The following is a 16757-nucleotide window of genomic DNA, read 5'->3' on the forward strand; positions in this document are numbered from 1 at the left end:
GCTCGCTTGACAAATTTTATATATGACTTATGATTTTTGTGATGATAATTTTTTAAAGGGGACACCTTAATGAGACGGACTATCGCATTTTTAATTCTCTTCATACCGGGAGCTCTCGCAGTATATGGCATTAAAATTATGAGAGATATGCTTTTTGGGATTTCCCAGCCTCCTTATCCCGCCCTATGGGTTCAATTTTTAGCTGGTCTTGTTTTATGTATCGGTGGAATCGGATTTATCGCCGGCTTTGTCCTTCATCGGGACCGTAAGAAAGATAAGGTTCAGAATAGATTTAAATAAAGAAAACTCGCCAATCGGCGAGTTTTCTTTATTTTTATTTCTGTCGAAGCTTGATTGCATTTTCCGGGAAATCGGTAAAGAAGGCGCTGCATCCTATCCGAATGAGCTCTTCCATTCTTGTTTCATTATTGACCGTAAACGGCCGCACTTTCGTTCCTGCGCGGATAGCGGAATTAATAATATAATCCGGAGCCGCTTTAATGCTCGGATGGATCGCTTTGGCACCTATCGATTGTGCGTAAACCCATGGCATATAAAGGCCGTCCCGGTATAACGGGGCTGTTTCAAGTTCGGGTGCTATCCGGACACAATAAACGAGGCTGTAGTGATTGAAAGAAGACAGGATGATCCGGTCTTCCAACCGATAGCTTCGGATCAGGCCAATTACTTTTTCCTCCATACCGGGATACGGAAACACTCCGTTTTTTAATTCAATATTACACAGCAAATCATTTCCCTGCAGCCAATCAAACAGCTCGACTAAAGTGGGTATTTCTGTACAGCCATATTGTTTATCGAATTGATGGCTTGCATTGTAAGATTTAATTTGCTCAAGGGTATTATCCTTAACATACCCGGTACCGTTTGTTGTTCTGTCCAGCTTTTCGTCATGGATAATGACTATTTCGCCATCTCGGGACAACTGCACATCGATTTCAAGGCCGTCAGCACCCGCTCTTTTCGCTTCCTGAAAAGAGATCATCGTATTCTCTGGATGAGTCCCTGAAGACCCCCTGTGCGCAAAAATCAATGTCATTGAAGCTTCGCCCCCCTGCAAATACATCTTTATAATAAACCGAAAAAGCTTATGCTCATGATCATCTTTAATTTATCAACGAAAAAAATGATAAAAGCTCAACAAACATTCGTTTGTTGAGCGAGGTGAAAAATTGATTAGATTAATACGTTTACAAGTCTAACCCTCTCAAGAAGCCTTATGTTCAAGCCTTAGCTTGTCAGCCACCATCGCGATAAATTCACTGTTTGTCGGCTTGGCTTTGGACATGCTGACGGTGTAGCCGAACAACGAAGAAATCGATTCAATGTTGCCGCGGCTCCATGCCACTTCAATCGCATGACGGATTGCGCGTTCCACACGGCTTGCAGTCGTATTGAATTTCTTCGCAATATCCGGATAAAGAACCTTCGTGATGGACCCAAGAAGCTCGATATCGTTATAGACCATTGTGATTGCCTCACGCAAATACAAATAACCTTTAATATGGGCCGGCACCCCGATTTCATGGATGATGCTTGTGATGCTTGCGCTTAAATTTTTTGGTTTAGATTCTATCTGGCTGTTGCGATAGCTGTATTGAGAAGGTTTTTTCAAAACGCTATTTCCTTGTCCGCTGACCTGTCGGATTTGGCTTGCGAGGTTTTCCATATCGAACGGTTTTAGGATAAAATAAGAAGCTCCCAAATCAACCGCTTTCTTCGTCACATCTTCCTGTCCGAAGGCAGTCAGCATAATAACATTCGGAAGAGGGGCCCCTTGCTTCGTTTCCCTTAATTTTTCCAAAACGGCAAGACCGTCTACATGCGGCATGATGATATCCAGAATCAAAATGTCGGGTTCCGTGCTTTCCAGAAGCGTAAGGCAATCTTGTCCGTTATGGGCAACTCCGATAACCTCCATATCCTCTTGACTTGAGATATATTCCTCGAGTAAGGACACGAGCTCTCTATTATCATCTACCACACATACTTTTATCTTCTTCACTCTATTTCCTCCTCAACTGCAGTTGATCATTTTTTCTAATTATATTTAAATCTATTGTAATTGAAATTTTCGACAATGGGAATGAAAATCCTCTTATTTTCAAAAAAATAGTGCAATATCATTATCTTTCTCGCGTTTTCTCCCGTTTTCGACTATTTTCGCCATTATTATAGGAATTTGTCGAAAACCCCAATGGTTTATTTTACCACAATATTAAGGAAATGTAAAAAGGTGTGAAAATATTGCTGATATCAAAAAAAGAAACCCCGCAGCCTGTATGGGGTTTCTTCGGATTAGCTTGCTTTCAAATTCCGGGCTTCGTTTTCATATATATTGATACCAGCTTCGTTCAGCATCCATTCTATATGGACACCGTAGCCGCTTGTCGGATCGTTGACGAACACATGGGTCACGGCACCGATCAGTTTTCCATTTTGAATGATCGGGCTGCCACTCATTCCTTGAACGATTCCGCCAGTCTGCTCCAAAAGCTTTTTATCGGTTACCTTTAAGACCATGCCTTTTGTCGCAGGGAATTTTTGCGGGATCGTACTGACAATTTCCACATCGAAATCCGATACAGCCGAGCCGTCAACGACCGTAAGGATTTTTGCCGGTCCTTCTTTTACTTCATGCGACAATGTGATGGGCATTGGCTTATCCGATATTCCGTTATTAATGTTTTCCTTCAGTTTTCCAAAAATGCCAAACGGACTGTTCCGATTAATATTTCCGATGATTTCTCTATTTTTCGAAAAATGGGCAAGTTTTTCACCCGGATCTCCGTTGCTTCCTTTTTCAATGGAGGTCACTGTCGAGCGGACAATCTGGCCGTCCTTGACCACGATTGGCTGTTTTGTATCCATATCCGATATCACATGGCCGAGCGCTCCATATTTTCTTGATTCAGGATGAAAAAACGTCATTGTTCCAATTCCTGCCGCTGAATCACGAATGTAAAGCCCCAGCTTATAGGTGCCTTCATTCTTGTCCTTTAATGGCTTTAGCGTTGCTTTTACCGTTGCTTTATTACGGGTAATGTCAAGGTTAAGCGGTTCTCCCTTTTCTCCTGCTTCTTGAACGAAAGGAGTAACATCCGACATTTTTTTCATCGTTTGGCCATTGATTTTCGTAATGATATCGCCCACTTCAACTTTTGCTAATTCCCCTGGCGATTTCTTCCCTTGCTGCGTATCCACCAGGTGATGTCCAACTACCAGCACCCCAAGGGTGTTCAATTTCACACCGATAGACTGCCCTCCTGGTATGACTTTAAAGTCTTTAATCACTTCGATATCGACTTTTTTTGCAGGCAGTCCCGCAAAATCGAGGAGTAATTCATTTGTACCGGGCTTGTCGGCATCAAGTGTAATCGAAGTCGCTTCCTCATTTACGGCGGCACCGGCATCAGCCGTTATTACTTTTGCGGTTACGGGTAAGGCTTTAGGAATACTATATTGATCGCCCTCAAACAGGACAATTTTTCTTGGGAAAGAGATGTATTCACGGAGTGGCTGGTATAACCCTAATGCTAGTAGCGAAACAAGGAGGATTCCACCGATTATTCTGTTTATCCATAGCTTCAACCTATTCACTCTCCTCGTTTCCTTTTGCTTTATGGCTACACCCTTAATGTAGCCCTCATGCCATCCATTTATAACTTCTCAGGCAAAATAAAAGCTATCCGTTTTTGGATAGCTTTTCAATCACGCATTTACATGTAACCATGTATACACCTATGTTTTAAGACGTTACCGGGCCTCTTTTAATTTTTCTGCCTGCTCAATTAGTTCTTTAGCATGCTCTTTGGTCAACTCGGTTATTTCAACGCCTGAGATCATCCTGCCGATTTCCTTTATCTTCTCATTTTGGCCAAGCGGCTGGACGGAGGTTTTGGTGCGCCCGCTCTTTATGTCCTTGGCGATAAACAAATGGGTATCAGCCATTGCAGCCACCTGAGGCAGGTGGGAAATACAGAGCACCTGTGAATCGACAGCGACTTTATATATTTTTTCAGCAATTGCCTGGGCTACCCTGCCGCTGACACCGGTATCTACTTCATCGAAAATGATCGACGTAATCCCTTGGTGTTTGGAGAAAATACTCTTTAAAGCAAGCATGATTCTCGACAGTTCCCCGCCAGACGCGATTTTGGAAAGCGGCTTTAACGGCTCGCCCGGATTTGTTGAAATATAAAACTCGAGCTCATCCAAGCCTCCGGAACGAATGCCTGCGTCTGCAAATGTGTCATTTGTCGAAGCGGATTTATGAAAATGGACTTCAAATACTGTTTTCTCCATATATAGCTCTTTTAATTCCTGATGAATTTGCTTCGTCAGTTGCTTCGCGTATTTTTGTCTGATCTCAGAAAGATTCTTCGCTTCAACGAGCAGGTCTTCTTTAATCGATTTGATTTCCCCTTCAAGCTTGGCAATATGCGTTTCGCGGTTTAAAAGTGTTTCGATTTCTTCTTCGATCGCGGCGCCATATTCGAGAATTTCTTCAATCGTTTTACCGTACTTTCGCTTCAATTGGTTCATTTCATTCAGCCTGTTTTCGATAAAATCAAGTCGCTCAGGATCATATTCCAGCGTATCCAGTCGGTCCCTGATTTCTGAGGCGGCATCCTCTAAAATATAATAGCTGTTTGAGACTGTTTCCGCTACCTGTCGCACAGATTCATCAACACTGGCCGCGTCCTCGAGATTGTTCATCGCGACTGATACCCAGTCAAGCCCTCTTTGTTCTTCACGAAGTGCCTGATAGCTTGTTTGAAGTGCCTCATGGTTCTTTTCAAAATTATTGATTGATTTTCTTTCTTCTGTTAATTCTTCATCTTCATGAAGCTTCAAATTCGCGTTTTCGATCTCCTCGTGCTGAAATTTAATCAAGTCAAGCCGGTGCACCATCTGCTGCTCATTTTGGCTGAGTTTCTTCAACTGCTTTGTGGCTTGATCAAATTGTTTAAACAGATTTTCGTATTCCACAAGGGCATTGGCTATTTTTTCCCCGCCAAACTGGTCTAGTAGCGGTAAATGAAGCCTTTCGTCCATCAATTCCTGGTGCTCATGCTGGCCGTGGATATCAATTAATTTCCCGCCAATTTCACGCAGGGCAGCAATGGTCACAAGCTTTCCATTAACCCGGCAAACACTTTTTCCGGTGCTTGACATTTCACGGCGCAACACAATCATCCCGTCGCTTGCGTCAATACCAAACTCTTCTGCTTTCGCAAATACTGGATGGTTTTCATCCTCGAACTGAAACAGCCCTTCGATTTCCGCTTTCTTTTCCCCGTGACGTATGAACTCGGCAGAGCCCCGTCCCCCGACAAGCAAATGGACGGCATCAATAATAATCGATTTTCCCGCCCCGGTTTCCCCTGTCAAAACAGTTAAGCCCTTTTCAAATGAAATCGAAAGGGCCTCAATAATCGCAAAATTTTTAATGGATATTTCCGTTAACAACGGCTACCTCACCTCTCCTAAGGATTAGAGCATGTCCAAAAATTTATTTGATATGATTTCAGTATCTTCCTGAGTCCGGCAAATGATTAAACAAGTATCATCTCCGCAGATCGTGCCTAAAATTTCTTCCCAGTCCAGGTTGTCAATCAAGGCACCGATTGCCTGTGCATTTCCCGGCAGGGTTTTCATAACTAGCAGATTGCTTGCCGAATCAATGCGAACAAATGCATCAATAAGCATTCTTTTCAGCTTTTGCAGCGGATTGAATCTTTGGTCAGCAGGCAAGCTGTATTTATAGCGGCCATCCATTAGTGGGACCTTAACCAGATGCAATTCCTTAATATCCCTGGAGACGGTCGCCTGTGTCACATTGAAGCCTGCATTTTTCAACTCATCAACCAGATCGTCCTGCGTTTCTATATCATTGTTAGCAATGATTTCCCTTATTTTAATATGCCGTTGTCCTTTATTCATCTAAAAAAAGCACCTCTCGAAAAAAACTTTCATTACCATTAATGTTAGCGGATTTACAACCAATTGTACAATGTATTTTCTTTTTTCTTTCTTATTCTACATAATTCGCCTTCATTCTAAAATTTCCTCCTTACGATGGATTCATTTCTCCGAGGGCGCCATAATAAACAAAAAAAGACTCCTGAATACTGCAGCTTAGGAGTCTTTCTGACTTTCCTTATCTTTCGTTTGTTTCAATTCCAGATGGGCCTGTTTGACTATATTTTCGGTAGAATCTTTTAATTGATTGTCACCGGATTCCTTTTTTCCCGACCAATGAAGGTGGAGTAAGAATTCAATATTGCCATCGCCGCCTGTTATCGGGGAGAAGGACGCGTCTTTGATGTCATATCCTTCTTTGATCGCAAAGGCGATGATTTTATCGATCACTTCGACATGAATTTTACTTTCACGCACAATCCCTTTCTTGCCAACTTGATTCTTTCCTGCTTCAAATTGCGGCTTGACGAGCGCCACGACATCACTATCCGGCACGAGCAACGTTTTTAGCACTGGCAGAATGAGCGTTAATGAGATAAACGAAACATCAATGCTTGCGAAATTAGGCATCTCACCAATAAGGTCTTTAGGTGTGACATAACGGAAATTCGTTCGCTCCATCACCTTGACCCGGTCGTCCTGCCTCAGCTTCCATGCCAGCTGGTTATAGCCCACATCGAGTGCGTATGACATTTTAGCGCCGTTCTGTAAGGCGCAATCGGTGAAACCCCCAGTGGAAGCTCCGATATCCAAAAGAACCTTATCCAACACAACAAGATCAAATGTATTCAACGCCTTTTCCAGCTTTAAACCGCCCCGAGACACGTATGGCATCATTTTTCCCTTAATTGTAAGCTCCAAATCAACCGGAACTTTTTCACCGGGCTTGTCCAAACGTTCCTCGTTCCCGTAAACAAGTCCGGCCATAATCATACGCTTGGCCTTTTCCCTCGTTTCGGATAAACCTTTTTCTACAAGCAAAATGTCCAATCTTTCTTTTTTAGCCTTCATGTTGTTTATGCCCTTTTTTGCTTTTTTGGTGTTATTTTAATGATTTTGTTTACTACCCCATCTACAGTAAGGCCAATATCCTCGAGCAACTTATCGACACTTCCATGTTCAATGAATTCATCAGGAATGCCCATGCGTTCAATGATAGATCCTTGACAGCCATTTTCATGCGTAAACTCGAGAACAGCGCTTCCGAATCCTCCTTGAAGAACCGCTTCCTCAATGGTCAAAATTGGCAACTTGGTGTCGAGAATGCTGTTTAGCATTTTCTCGTCCATCGGCTTTATAAAGCGGGCATTGACAACCTTAACCGAATAATCCTGTTTTTCAAGAATGGCTGCGGCCTCAAGTGCCATCGGAATCGTCGTTCCGAATGTTAAAATCACCGCGTCATTTCCTTCTTTGAGCACTTCCCATGATCCGATTGGAATTTGCTTCAGTTCTTCATCCAAATGGACACCCAGGCCATTTCCGCGCGGGAACCTCATGGCAATCGGTCCCGCGTTGTACTTCAGAGCTGTATTGACCATATGCTGGCCTTCATTCTCATCCTTCGGCATCATTAGGACCATGTTCGGCAGAGGCCGCAAAAAGGCAATATCAAACACGCCCTGATGCGTTTCCCCATCGGCCCCGACAAGGCCTGCCCTGTCGATACCCAGAAATACGTTCAAATTCATGCGGCAGATGTCATGCAATACCTGATCGTAGGCACGCTGCAAGAAGGTTGAATAGATCGCCAGAAATGGTTTCATATCCTGGGTCGCAAGTCCTGCAGCGGTCGTCGCTGCATGTTGCTCGGCAATTCCGACATCATACATTCGATCAGGAAATTCACTTGCAAAACCTTCAAGCTTAGATCCGACCGGCATCGCAGGAGTTATCGCTACGATGCGCTCATCCTCCCTGGCAAGACGTCGCACTGTTTCACTGACCAGCTTGCTCCATGCAGGTGGTGGCGCTTGCAGCGGTTTCACAAAGGCTCCTGTTTCGATTTTATACGGACCGGTTCCATGCCATGTTCCAATCTTGTCGGCTTCAGCCGGATTATAGCCTTTGCCTTTTTTGGTAATAACATGCAAAAGAACAGGCCCCTGCGTTTTTTTAGCATAGCGGAAGTTTTCGAACAGCTCCTCATAGTTATGGCCGTCAACCGGCCCTAAATAGGTAAAGCCGAGCTCCTCGAAAAATATCCCGGATACCAGCAAATACTTCAGGCTGTCTTTTACCCGCTCTGCAGTAGCCGCAAGCTTGCCGCCAACGGCAGGTATCTTTTTCAAAATATATTCAAGCTCATCTTTCACATAATTATACTTCCCGGCCGTACGAAGGCGGCCAAGCACACTGTGAAGAGCGCCGACATTGGGTGCAATCGACATCTCATTATCATTAAGAATCACAATCATATTCTTTTTTTCATGGCCGATATGATTAAGCGCCTCCAGTGCCATACCGCCTGTTAATGCTCCATCGCCAATAACAGGGAGAATAAAGCTCTTCTCCTTTTTTAAGTCACGGGCGATCGCCATCCCCATTGCGGCGGATAAAGATGTGGAACTATGCCCGGATTCCCATACGTCATGCTCACTTTCAATTCTTTTTGGGAACCCGCAAAGTCCTCTATATTGTCTTAATGTATCAAATTCGCCCGCTCTTCCTGTCAAGATTTTATGAACATAGGATTGATGTCCGACATCCCAAATGATTTTGTCCTGCGGGCTGTTAAATTCCTTGTGCAGGGCAATCGTAAGTTCAACGACGCCAAGGTTTGGGCCGATATGTCCTCCCACGGTTGATAATTTTTCAATTAGAAATTTACGGATTTCCTCACTAAGCTTTTCTAATTCTGCTTGGTTCATATTTTTCAAAAATGATGGGTCTTTTATAGATAGAAGATCCAAAGCGGATCACTCGCTTTCATTTTATTCTGTTGCAGCGTCCGACTTTTTAACTAATATTACGGTGCTAAAAAGCCGCCGGCACCAGATGATAACGGCGGCTGCATTTCATGATTTTCCATTTACTGTTTCCCTGCCTAGAAAGAATAAGCGACAAAAAACAGGGAAATTTTCAAGATGAGTATATCACAATCCCGTTTCCATAACAAACTTACTTAGTGATTCCTCGCCGATATCAGGTCTGTAATCTCTGTTAATAAACTTGAATCGAGATTCGTTTTTTCCAATTCAAGATAGGCGTGATTAATATGCTCCTTCAGCTTGTCCTTTGCCCCCTCAGCTGTGAGTAAGGATGGGTACGTGCTTTTTCGATTTATCGCGTCGCTTCCTATCGGTTTTCCGATGACTTCTTCCGTTCCTTCGATATCGAGAATATCGTCACGGATTTGGAAGGCAAGCCCTAAGTGATGGGAGAATTGTTGCAAGTGCCGGCGCTGTTGATCGTTGGCACCGGCCAATATAGCACCCGATAACACACTGAATGTAAGCAGCCTCCCCGTTTTATGCTCATGAACATATTCCAGTTCCTTTAATGAGAGCTGTTTGCTTTCTCCTTCCAAATCAGCGACCTGTCCGCCGACCATGCCTTCTGCTCCGGCTGCTTTGGACAGTTCCTGTATCAATTCCAGCTTCATTTCCGCCGAAACATCCGGATGGCTGCTTCCAGCAATGATCTGAAAGCTGTATGTCAGCAGCGCGTCACCTGCCAGTATTGCGTTTGCTTCACCGAATATTTTATGGTTGGTCGGCTTTCCCCGGCGCAGGTCATCATTATCCATGCTCGGCAAATCATCATGGATCAGTGAGTATGTATGAATCATTTCAATCGCCGCAGCAGCCGGAATGCCAATCCGTGTATCTTTGCCAAAAGCAGACAGCACGGCGAATACCAATAACGGGCGGATTCTTTTCCCGCCCGCTTCAAAGGAATAAACCATTGCTTCCTTTAATGTATCAGGTGCTTGTATAGCCTTTACATAGGTAACGATCTCTGTTTCAATAAGTGTCTTATGCTTTTCGGAAAAAGCCTGATAGGCTTCACCTGTATCCAATACTTATTCCTCCTCCTGAACTGTAAAGCCTTCGAGTTCGCCGTCCTCGCGTAAAATTTCGGTTAATTGATCTTCCACCGCTTTCAGCTTTTGGTGACAGAGCCTCGACAAATCCATTCCCTGCTTGTATATGGAAATGGCTTCTTCTAATGCTACGTCCCCTTCTTCCAGCTTCTCCACGATATCCTCCAGCTTGTCCATTGCCTGTTCAAAGGTTAATTCTTCACTCATGTTCATTTCTCTCCTTTATATCCTGCACAACGCAATTCAATGTGCCGTCTTTTATTTGAACGGAGATTGCATCTCCCTTTGCTACTTGTTCCCTGCTCTTCACAAGTGTTTCATCTTCCGCGTATATAAGCCCGTACCCCCGGTCCATGATTTTAAGCGGGCTTAACGCGGATAATGTCGCATTTTTATGAACAAAGTTCTGGGTATGGGTCTTCAGAATGCTTTCCATTAATCTGTTCAAGATTCTTTTCTGTTTATCAAGGCTGTCTTTCCCATGTAAAACGGCCTGATAAGGATGTTGCTTCCTGAGACTCGCCTGAAGGGCTGACAGGTTATCATTCTTTTTCAGGAAATACCTCCTGCTTTCTCTTTTAAGTCGCTCTACCGCTTTATCAAGCTGCTCCATTTTTTGTTCATACATTTTCCTTGGGTAACGGAAAGCGTATGATTTTTCCAGGCGAGCTAGCTTTGTGCCCTCAAAATTAACCAGCTCCTGTACCGATCTGGTTAACCGGTTTTTCCGGTTCATCAGCCGCTCCATAATTTCATTGAGATGTGGGACAGCGAGTTCGGCGGCACCGGTTGGCGTCGGAGCTCTCAAGTCGGCGACAAAATCCGCGATCGTAAAATCCGTTTCATGCCCGACTGCCGATATAATTGGAATATCCGAGTCGAAAATCGATTCCGCGACCACATCTTCATTAAAGGCCCAAAGCTCTTCGATCGAGCCTCCACCGCGTCCGGCAATCAAGACGTCCGCTTCTTTTCTCGAATTTGCCGTGGCAATCGCCTTCGCAATGGACCTGGCGGCATTGTTCCCTTGTACAAGTGCCGGATAGATGATGATTCTCGCGATCGGAAACCTTCTTTTAATTGTAATGAGGATATCCCGCAAAGCAGCACCGGTTGGCGACGTGATAATGCCCACGGTCTTGGGATATCGCGGAATTTCTTTCTTATGCTGCGGGGAGAAAAGCCCCTTTTCCTCCAGCTTTTTCTTCAGTTGTTCATAAGCCAGATAGAGATCTCCGATGCCATCAGGAGACATCGCCTTGACATACAGCTGGTATTGCCCGCTTTGCTCGTAGACGGATACATCTCCCTGAATCAATACCTTCATCCCGTTTTCCGGGGTGAATTTAAGCCCACTCGCGCTGCTTGCAAACATGACGGCAAGGAGACGCGCCTTTTCATCCTTAAGCGTAAAATACATATGACCGCTTGAATGCTGTTTAAAATTCGAAATCTCACCTTTTATGTACATATTCTGCAGATGGGGATCCACATCGAATTTGCGCTTAATATATTTTGTTAAAGCCGTAACACTTAAATATTGTTGATTTTCCATTAAGACTCTCCTTAAAAGAAACATTGTTATCTCACAGAACGTAAAGAACATTGATTCTCTACATTTAATTATCAACATGATTTGTTAATCACATAAAAAAGCCGTCTCTTCATTATAAACAAGAGTCCGACTTCTTTTAAGCATTTAATCCTATTTTCTTAACAATTTAAGTTTCCGACTTGGTACGATGAGACTTTTGGGCTGATTTCAGTGTATTCTTCATCAGCATCGTAATCGTCATCGGCCCGACGCCTCCTGGAACAGGGGTAATGTAAGAGGCGATTTCCTTAACTTCTTGGAACGAAACGTCGCCGCATAGCTTGCCTTCATCGTCCCGATTCATCCCGACATCGATCACAATCGCATCTTGCTTTACATGCTCAGCCGTGATCATGTTTCTCCTCCCAACAGCCACGACGATAATATCCGCCTGTCTCGTATGGTGAGCAAGATCGTTTGTTCGGGAATGACAGTAGGTCACCGTCGCATTTTCATTCAAGAACAGCTGTCCTGCCGGCTTGCCGACGATATTGCTACGGCCGACCACGACGACATGCTTGCCTTCCAGGTCACTGCCGATATATTTCAGCATTTCTAAAATTCCATATGGGGTGCAAGGAAGAAACGCATCCTGCCCGGTCATCATTCTGCCAATATTGATTGGATGAAAGCCATCCACATCCTTCTCCGGGGAAATCGCTTCAATGATTTCTTTTTCATCAATATGCCCCGGGAGCGGCAGCTGCACGAGAATGCCATGGATCGCGTCATCCCCATTCAGTTCTTTAATTTTTTCAACTAGTTGATGCTGAGTGAGGGAAGCTGGATATTCGATTAGAACGGAATGCATCCCAAGTTCCTGACATGCCTTTTGTTTATTTGTGACATACGTGTGGGAAGCCTGGTTATCGCCAACCAAAACAACAGCCAAGCCTGGGGTAATATTCTTTGCTTGAAGCTTCTTTACATCCTCCGCTATTCCCTGCCTTACTGCCAGCGCAATTTCTTTACCATCAATTATTTTAGCTGTCATTTTCCAAGAATTCCTCCCCGAATGAAATGGTGAAAAAGAAACGGCACGTACATCGTGATTACAGCGAGTCTTTGATTTTTGACAAAACCGCATTCACAAATCGGCTTGATTGGTCATCCCCAAACTTTTTAGCGACTTCAATGCTTTCATCCATGGCGACATTTACCGGAACATCATCACTGTAACGCATCTCATAAACGGTAAGCCTGAGAAGGTTGCGGTCAATATTTGCAAGGCGCTCAAGCTTCCAGTTTTCAAGGTTGCTGCGGATCAGGCCGTCAATCTCTTCCTTTTTGTCAAGGGTACCTTTTACGAGTTTTTCGAAATATTCGTCAGATTCTCCGCCATCCAAAACGCTCACCAGTGCATCCTGAATTTCCGACTTGCCAATCTCGATCGTATAAAGTGCCTGCAGTGCTTTTTCACGAGCTATTCTTCTTTTCATCATTTTACTCCTTTAATATCCACTATTATATATGAAAACAAAGACAAAAACGAACATTAAGTATCATTTATTCAAAAATATTAAGTTTTATTAGCCAAACGATAACCAAAGAACTCGTTTTGCCTCAACCTTCGATTGAAATCACATCTTTTACACTGTATCAGATAATAGTTTGAAGAGGAACAAAAATTCTATGCTTTTATTTCCTATATATTTTGTATGCCTCATAACCAGGCAAACTAAACTCAGGAAACAAGGTATTTTTAATAGAAAGAGCCCGGCATAAAAAGCCGGGCCTTTCTCTGAAAGGATAATGCTTCATGACAGAATGTTACATTTCCTGCTCGATTTCCGTTTCTTGTTTCGCGTTCTCAAATTGGATCCCGACGACATGAACATTCACTTCATCGGCTTCCAAAGCTGTCATATTCAATAATGCCTGCCTGATATTATCCTGTACCACCTGGGCTACCTTGGGAATGGAAACACCGAATTTCATGACGCAATATAAGTCTACTTTAATTCCATCGCCTGATAGGTCTACTTTTACGCCTTTGCCATGATTTTTTTTCCCGAGACGTTCTACGACTCCTGAAGCAAACCCGCCGCGCATCTGAGCCACGCCTTCAACTTCACCCGCAGCAATTCCGGCGATGACTTCAATGACCTCCGGAGCTATTTCCACTTTGCCTAATCCATTATCACTCTCGTTCATCTCAAGCATTGCACTTTCCATTTCACTCATTAAAAAGCACCTCCTGTTTCTCTTTCATTATGAATCCATTACATCATATATTTCAAGGAATTTGGTATTAAATTCTCCTGAGACGAACTGTTCATGCTGAAGCAGTTTAATATGAAACGGAATGGTCGTATGAACGCCCTCAATCGCAAACTCACTTAATGCGCGTTTCATTTTTTCGATGGCTTCTTCCCTCGTCGCCGCGTGGACGATCAATTTCGCGATCATCGAATCATAATATGGAGGAATGGAGTAGCCCGGATATGCGGCAGAATCCACCCTTACACCAAATCCGCCCGGGGGCAGGTACATTTGGATCTGCCCGGCAGACGGCATAAAATTCTTTTCGGGGTTTTCCGCGTTGATGCGACATTCAATCGCCCATCCGTTAAAAGTAACATCCTCTTGTTTCAAACTCAGTCTTTTTCCGGATGCCACATAAATCTGTTCCTTGATTAGATCAACTCCCGTCACCATTTCAGTAACTGGATGCTCTACCTGGATACGGGTATTCATTTCCATAAAGTAAAATTTACGGTCCTTATAATCATAGATAAATTCGACTGTTCCTGCTCCCGAATAGTCCACAGCCACCGCTGCCTTTACAGCCGCAGTCCCCATCTCCTCGCGCATTTCACTATCCAAAGCCGGAGAAGGAGTCTCTTCAACCAGTTTTTGCAAGCGTCGTTGAATCGTACAATCCCGCTCACCCAAGTGGATGGCGTTTCCGTGTGAATCGGCCATCACCTGGATTTCAACGTGACGGAAATCTTCAATATACTTTTCAATATAGACCCCGGCATTGCCGAACGCGGTCATGGCTTCCTGTTGGGTAATGCGGAGACCTTTAATCAGATCATCCTCGGTTCTCGCAACACGGATTCCTTTTCCGCCTCCGCCAGCAGTAGCCTTTAGGATGACCGGATAACCGATTTTTTCTGCTAGTTTTATCGCTTCATCATTATCTTTGATAATGCCTTGTGATCCGGGAACAATCGGTACTCCCGCTTTGCGCATCGTTTCCCTCGCAACATCCTTTGTGCCCATTTTTGAAATCGCCTCGGGGGACGGACCTACAAAAATGATTCCACACTCACGGCACAGGTCAGCGAAATCCGAGTTTTCAGCCAAGAATCCATAACCGGGATGAATGGCATCCGAACCGGTAAGCTTTGCCGTGCTGATAATGTTCGTGAAATTAAGGTAACTGTCTTTGGATGCAGTCGGACCTATACAATATGCCTCATCTGCAAGCTGGACATGAAGCGCCTCTCTGTCGGCTTCAGAAAAGACAGCGACCGTCTCAATGCCCAATTCCTTGCAGGCCCGGATAATACGGACGGCAATTTCACCGCGGTTTGCGATCAGTAGCTTTTTAATCATCTGTAACAGCTCCTTATTCAGGCTTAACTAAAAACAATGGCTGGCCATATTCGACTAATTGGCCATCACTCACTAATATTTCGACGATTTCCCCTTCAATTTCCGCTTCGATTTCGTTAAACAGTTTCATCGCTTCAACAATGCAAACGATCGAATCCTTTTTGACCTTCGATCCAGCTTTAACATATATGTCTTCATCAGGAGAAGGAGACTGATAGAATGTTCCGACCATCGGTGATACAATTTTATGTAAATTTTCTTGATTGGACTCCTGTGTCTCCTGAGCGGGAGCGGATGCAACAACCGCGGCTTTCTCCTGCTTTACAGGCTGTTCCTGTACCGGAACTTGGGCCTGTACCGTTTCAGCGATGACAGAAACCGGTTGTTCCTGAGCTGCTTTCTTTTTCATTTTAATTTTTGTTCCATCTTGCTCATAAACAAATTCATTAATGTTTGATTGATCAATCAATTTAATAAGTTCACGAATTTCTTGTACCTTTAACATTACGGCACCCCTTGTCTATTTTTTTAACAGATCATTTCGAAGGAATCATCCAGACTTATCGGTAAATTTATGACTAGATACTAATATCATACGATAATAGCTTGCCAAAATTCAATACATAGTCTTAACTATATAAGTTGAATGAATGATTTAATTTTGGCTCATTCATGTGAAACCAGAGTTTCACATGCCTTTCAGCAAAGCTGAAAGGTTGCTCCAACAGGATAGGCCGAGAGAAAGCTCGCTTTCTCCCCGGCCTATCCTGTTGGAGCTTAAATGAGCCAAAAATTTATTAATGCGTAATCTTTAGTTCAACTTATATAGTTTAACACTCCTTTTATTTCACCTGCAAAGTTTTGGCTGACAAAGGGTGCAAGAAACATAAGAAAACGCTTAGGTTTATAACCAAGCGTTCATTTATAGAAAGAATCCAATTATTTTTTCGGTTGGAATGCGACCGCCACATTGTGCATACTTTCCAATTCATCATTTACAAGCCTGATGATATTGTTGGCGGCAGAGGCATTGGCTTTATCTGCTTTTACGGTAATGTTAACATCCTTACCTTTCACTCGAACAAGCGCGGCGTCGTAATTCATCGCTTCAATTAACGATTCAATGATTTGTTCTTTTTCATCAATCTCACTCAATTCTTTAATCGATGCCGCTGCCTTGCTTCTTTCTTCCGCCGAGATCTCAGTATCTGCCATGACTAACGTCAATTCCTCTTTTTGTTTGGCGCGGCTATCCTGAATTTCCATACGCAGTATCGCGAAAGTATCATCGTCCGTTTGTTCAGTCACGACAGTAGCACCCGATTTGCTTTCTTTTTCGGCGGCCGGCTCTCCTGTATTTTCTTTTTCAGCTTGTTTGGTCTCGGTCTGCTGTTTGGTCTCGGTCTGCTGTTTGTCCTCTTTTTGCTCAGTGGCTACCATATTTGAAGAATCCTTTGGCGGCGCGGTCAAATAGTAGACAGATAATACAACGACAAGGCTTAACATCGTCAATAACCAAACGGTTTGTTTTTTTAATAACATGGATTTCTT

At 43.7% G+C, this 16757-nt stretch carries 17 protein-coding genes; 1 reads left to right on the forward strand and 16 read right to left on the reverse strand.

The window, feature by feature from the left end; translation table 11 throughout:
* Nucleotides 1-69 precede the first annotated feature (69 nt).
* Nucleotides 70-300 (forward strand): DUF2627 domain-containing protein, encoded by a 231-nt coding sequence (locus LQ216_RS09455; protein ID WP_230129048.1) that lies wholly within the window; start codon nt 70-72, stop codon nt 298-300.
* Between the two features lie 34 nt (nt 301-334).
* Here the strand turns inward: LQ216_RS09455 and LQ216_RS09460 are convergent, their stop codons facing one another.
* The 16 genes from LQ216_RS09460 to LQ216_RS09535 all read right to left on the reverse strand — a co-directional run bounded on the left by LQ216_RS09460 (nt 335) and on the right by LQ216_RS09535 (nt 16748).
* Nucleotides 335-1057 carry a glycerophosphodiester phosphodiesterase gene (locus LQ216_RS09460; protein WP_230129049.1) on the reverse strand — a complete coding sequence of 241 codons (723 nt, stop codon included), beginning with the start codon at nt 1055-1057 and terminating at the stop codon, nt 335-337.
* A gap of 168 nt (nt 1058-1225) precedes the next feature.
* Entirely contained in the window at nt 1226-2023 is a 798-nt protein-coding gene (gene spo0A, locus LQ216_RS09465) for a sporulation transcription factor Spo0A (RefSeq protein WP_230129050.1), read from the reverse strand.
* Between the two features lie 293 nt (nt 2024-2316).
* Complete coding sequence (gene spoIVB / locus LQ216_RS09470) at nt 2317-3609, reverse strand: SpoIVB peptidase (protein ID WP_230129051.1); 1293 nt, start codon at nt 3607-3609, stop codon at nt 2317-2319.
* A gap of 165 nt (nt 3610-3774) precedes the next feature.
* Nucleotides 3775-5490: a DNA repair protein RecN gene (gene recN / locus LQ216_RS09475; RefSeq protein ID WP_230129052.1), complete on the reverse strand. Its 1716-nt coding sequence runs from the start codon at nt 5488-5490 to the stop codon at nt 3775-3777.
* A 24-nt stretch (nt 5491-5514) separates the two neighbouring features.
* Nucleotides 5515-5964, reverse strand: coding sequence for a transcriptional regulator ArgR (gene argR / locus LQ216_RS09480; RefSeq protein ID WP_230129053.1), 450 nt, complete (start codon nt 5962-5964; stop codon nt 5515-5517).
* A 195-nt stretch (nt 5965-6159) separates the two neighbouring features.
* Entirely contained in the window at nt 6160-7014 is an 855-nt protein-coding gene (locus LQ216_RS09485) for a TlyA family RNA methyltransferase (RefSeq protein WP_230129054.1), read from the reverse strand.
* Nucleotides 7015-7019: 5 nt separating this feature from the next.
* Nucleotides 7020-8915, reverse strand: coding sequence for a 1-deoxy-D-xylulose-5-phosphate synthase (gene dxs, locus LQ216_RS09490; protein WP_230129055.1), 1896 nt, complete (start codon nt 8913-8915; stop codon nt 7020-7022).
* Nucleotides 8916-9127: 212 nt separating this feature from the next.
* Entirely contained in the window at nt 9128-10024 is an 897-nt protein-coding gene (locus tag LQ216_RS09495; RefSeq protein ID WP_230129056.1) for a polyprenyl synthetase family protein, read from the reverse strand.
* A 3-nt stretch (nt 10025-10027) separates the two neighbouring features.
* On the reverse strand, nt 10028-10255 hold the full coding sequence (locus tag LQ216_RS09500; protein ID WP_230129057.1) for an exodeoxyribonuclease VII small subunit: 228 nt from the start codon (nt 10253-10255) through the stop codon (nt 10028-10030).
* Entirely contained in the window at nt 10248-11603 is a 1356-nt protein-coding gene (gene xseA, locus LQ216_RS09505; RefSeq protein WP_230129058.1) for an exodeoxyribonuclease VII large subunit, read from the reverse strand. Before xseA ends, LQ216_RS09500 begins: the two co-directional genes overlap by 8 nt.
* A 166-nt stretch (nt 11604-11769) precedes the next feature.
* Complete coding sequence (gene folD, locus LQ216_RS09510) at nt 11770-12636, reverse strand: bifunctional methylenetetrahydrofolate dehydrogenase/methenyltetrahydrofolate cyclohydrolase FolD (RefSeq protein WP_230129059.1); 867 nt, start codon at nt 12634-12636, stop codon at nt 11770-11772.
* A gap of 58 nt (nt 12637-12694) precedes the next feature.
* Nucleotides 12695-13081, reverse strand: coding sequence for a transcription antitermination factor NusB (gene nusB, locus LQ216_RS09515; protein ID WP_230129060.1), 387 nt, complete (start codon nt 13079-13081; stop codon nt 12695-12697).
* Between the two features lie 331 nt (nt 13082-13412).
* A complete protein-coding gene (locus LQ216_RS09520; RefSeq protein ID WP_230129061.1) occupies nt 13413-13826 on the reverse strand; it encodes an Asp23/Gls24 family envelope stress response protein in 414 nt (137 codons plus the stop codon).
* A 27-nt stretch (nt 13827-13853) separates the two neighbouring features.
* Nucleotides 13854-15206, reverse strand: a complete 1353-nt coding sequence (gene accC / locus LQ216_RS09525) for an acetyl-CoA carboxylase biotin carboxylase subunit (RefSeq protein ID WP_230129062.1) — start codon at nt 15204-15206, stop codon at nt 13854-13856.
* 13 nt (nt 15207-15219) lie between these two features.
* Complete coding sequence (accB, locus tag LQ216_RS09530) at nt 15220-15711, reverse strand: acetyl-CoA carboxylase biotin carboxyl carrier protein (protein ID WP_230129063.1); 492 nt, start codon at nt 15709-15711, stop codon at nt 15220-15222.
* Nucleotides 15712-16145: 434 nt separating this feature from the next.
* Nucleotides 16146-16748 carry a SpoIIIAH-like family protein gene (locus tag LQ216_RS09535; protein ID WP_230129064.1) on the reverse strand — a complete coding sequence of 201 codons (603 nt, stop codon included), beginning with the start codon at nt 16746-16748 and terminating at the stop codon, nt 16146-16148.
* Nucleotides 16749-16757: the final 9 nt, after the last annotated feature.

This window comes from Bacillus sp. CECT 9360 (genome assembly GCF_918741275.1).
Classification (GTDB): Bacteria; Bacillota; Bacilli; order Bacillales; family DSM-1321; genus Peribacillus.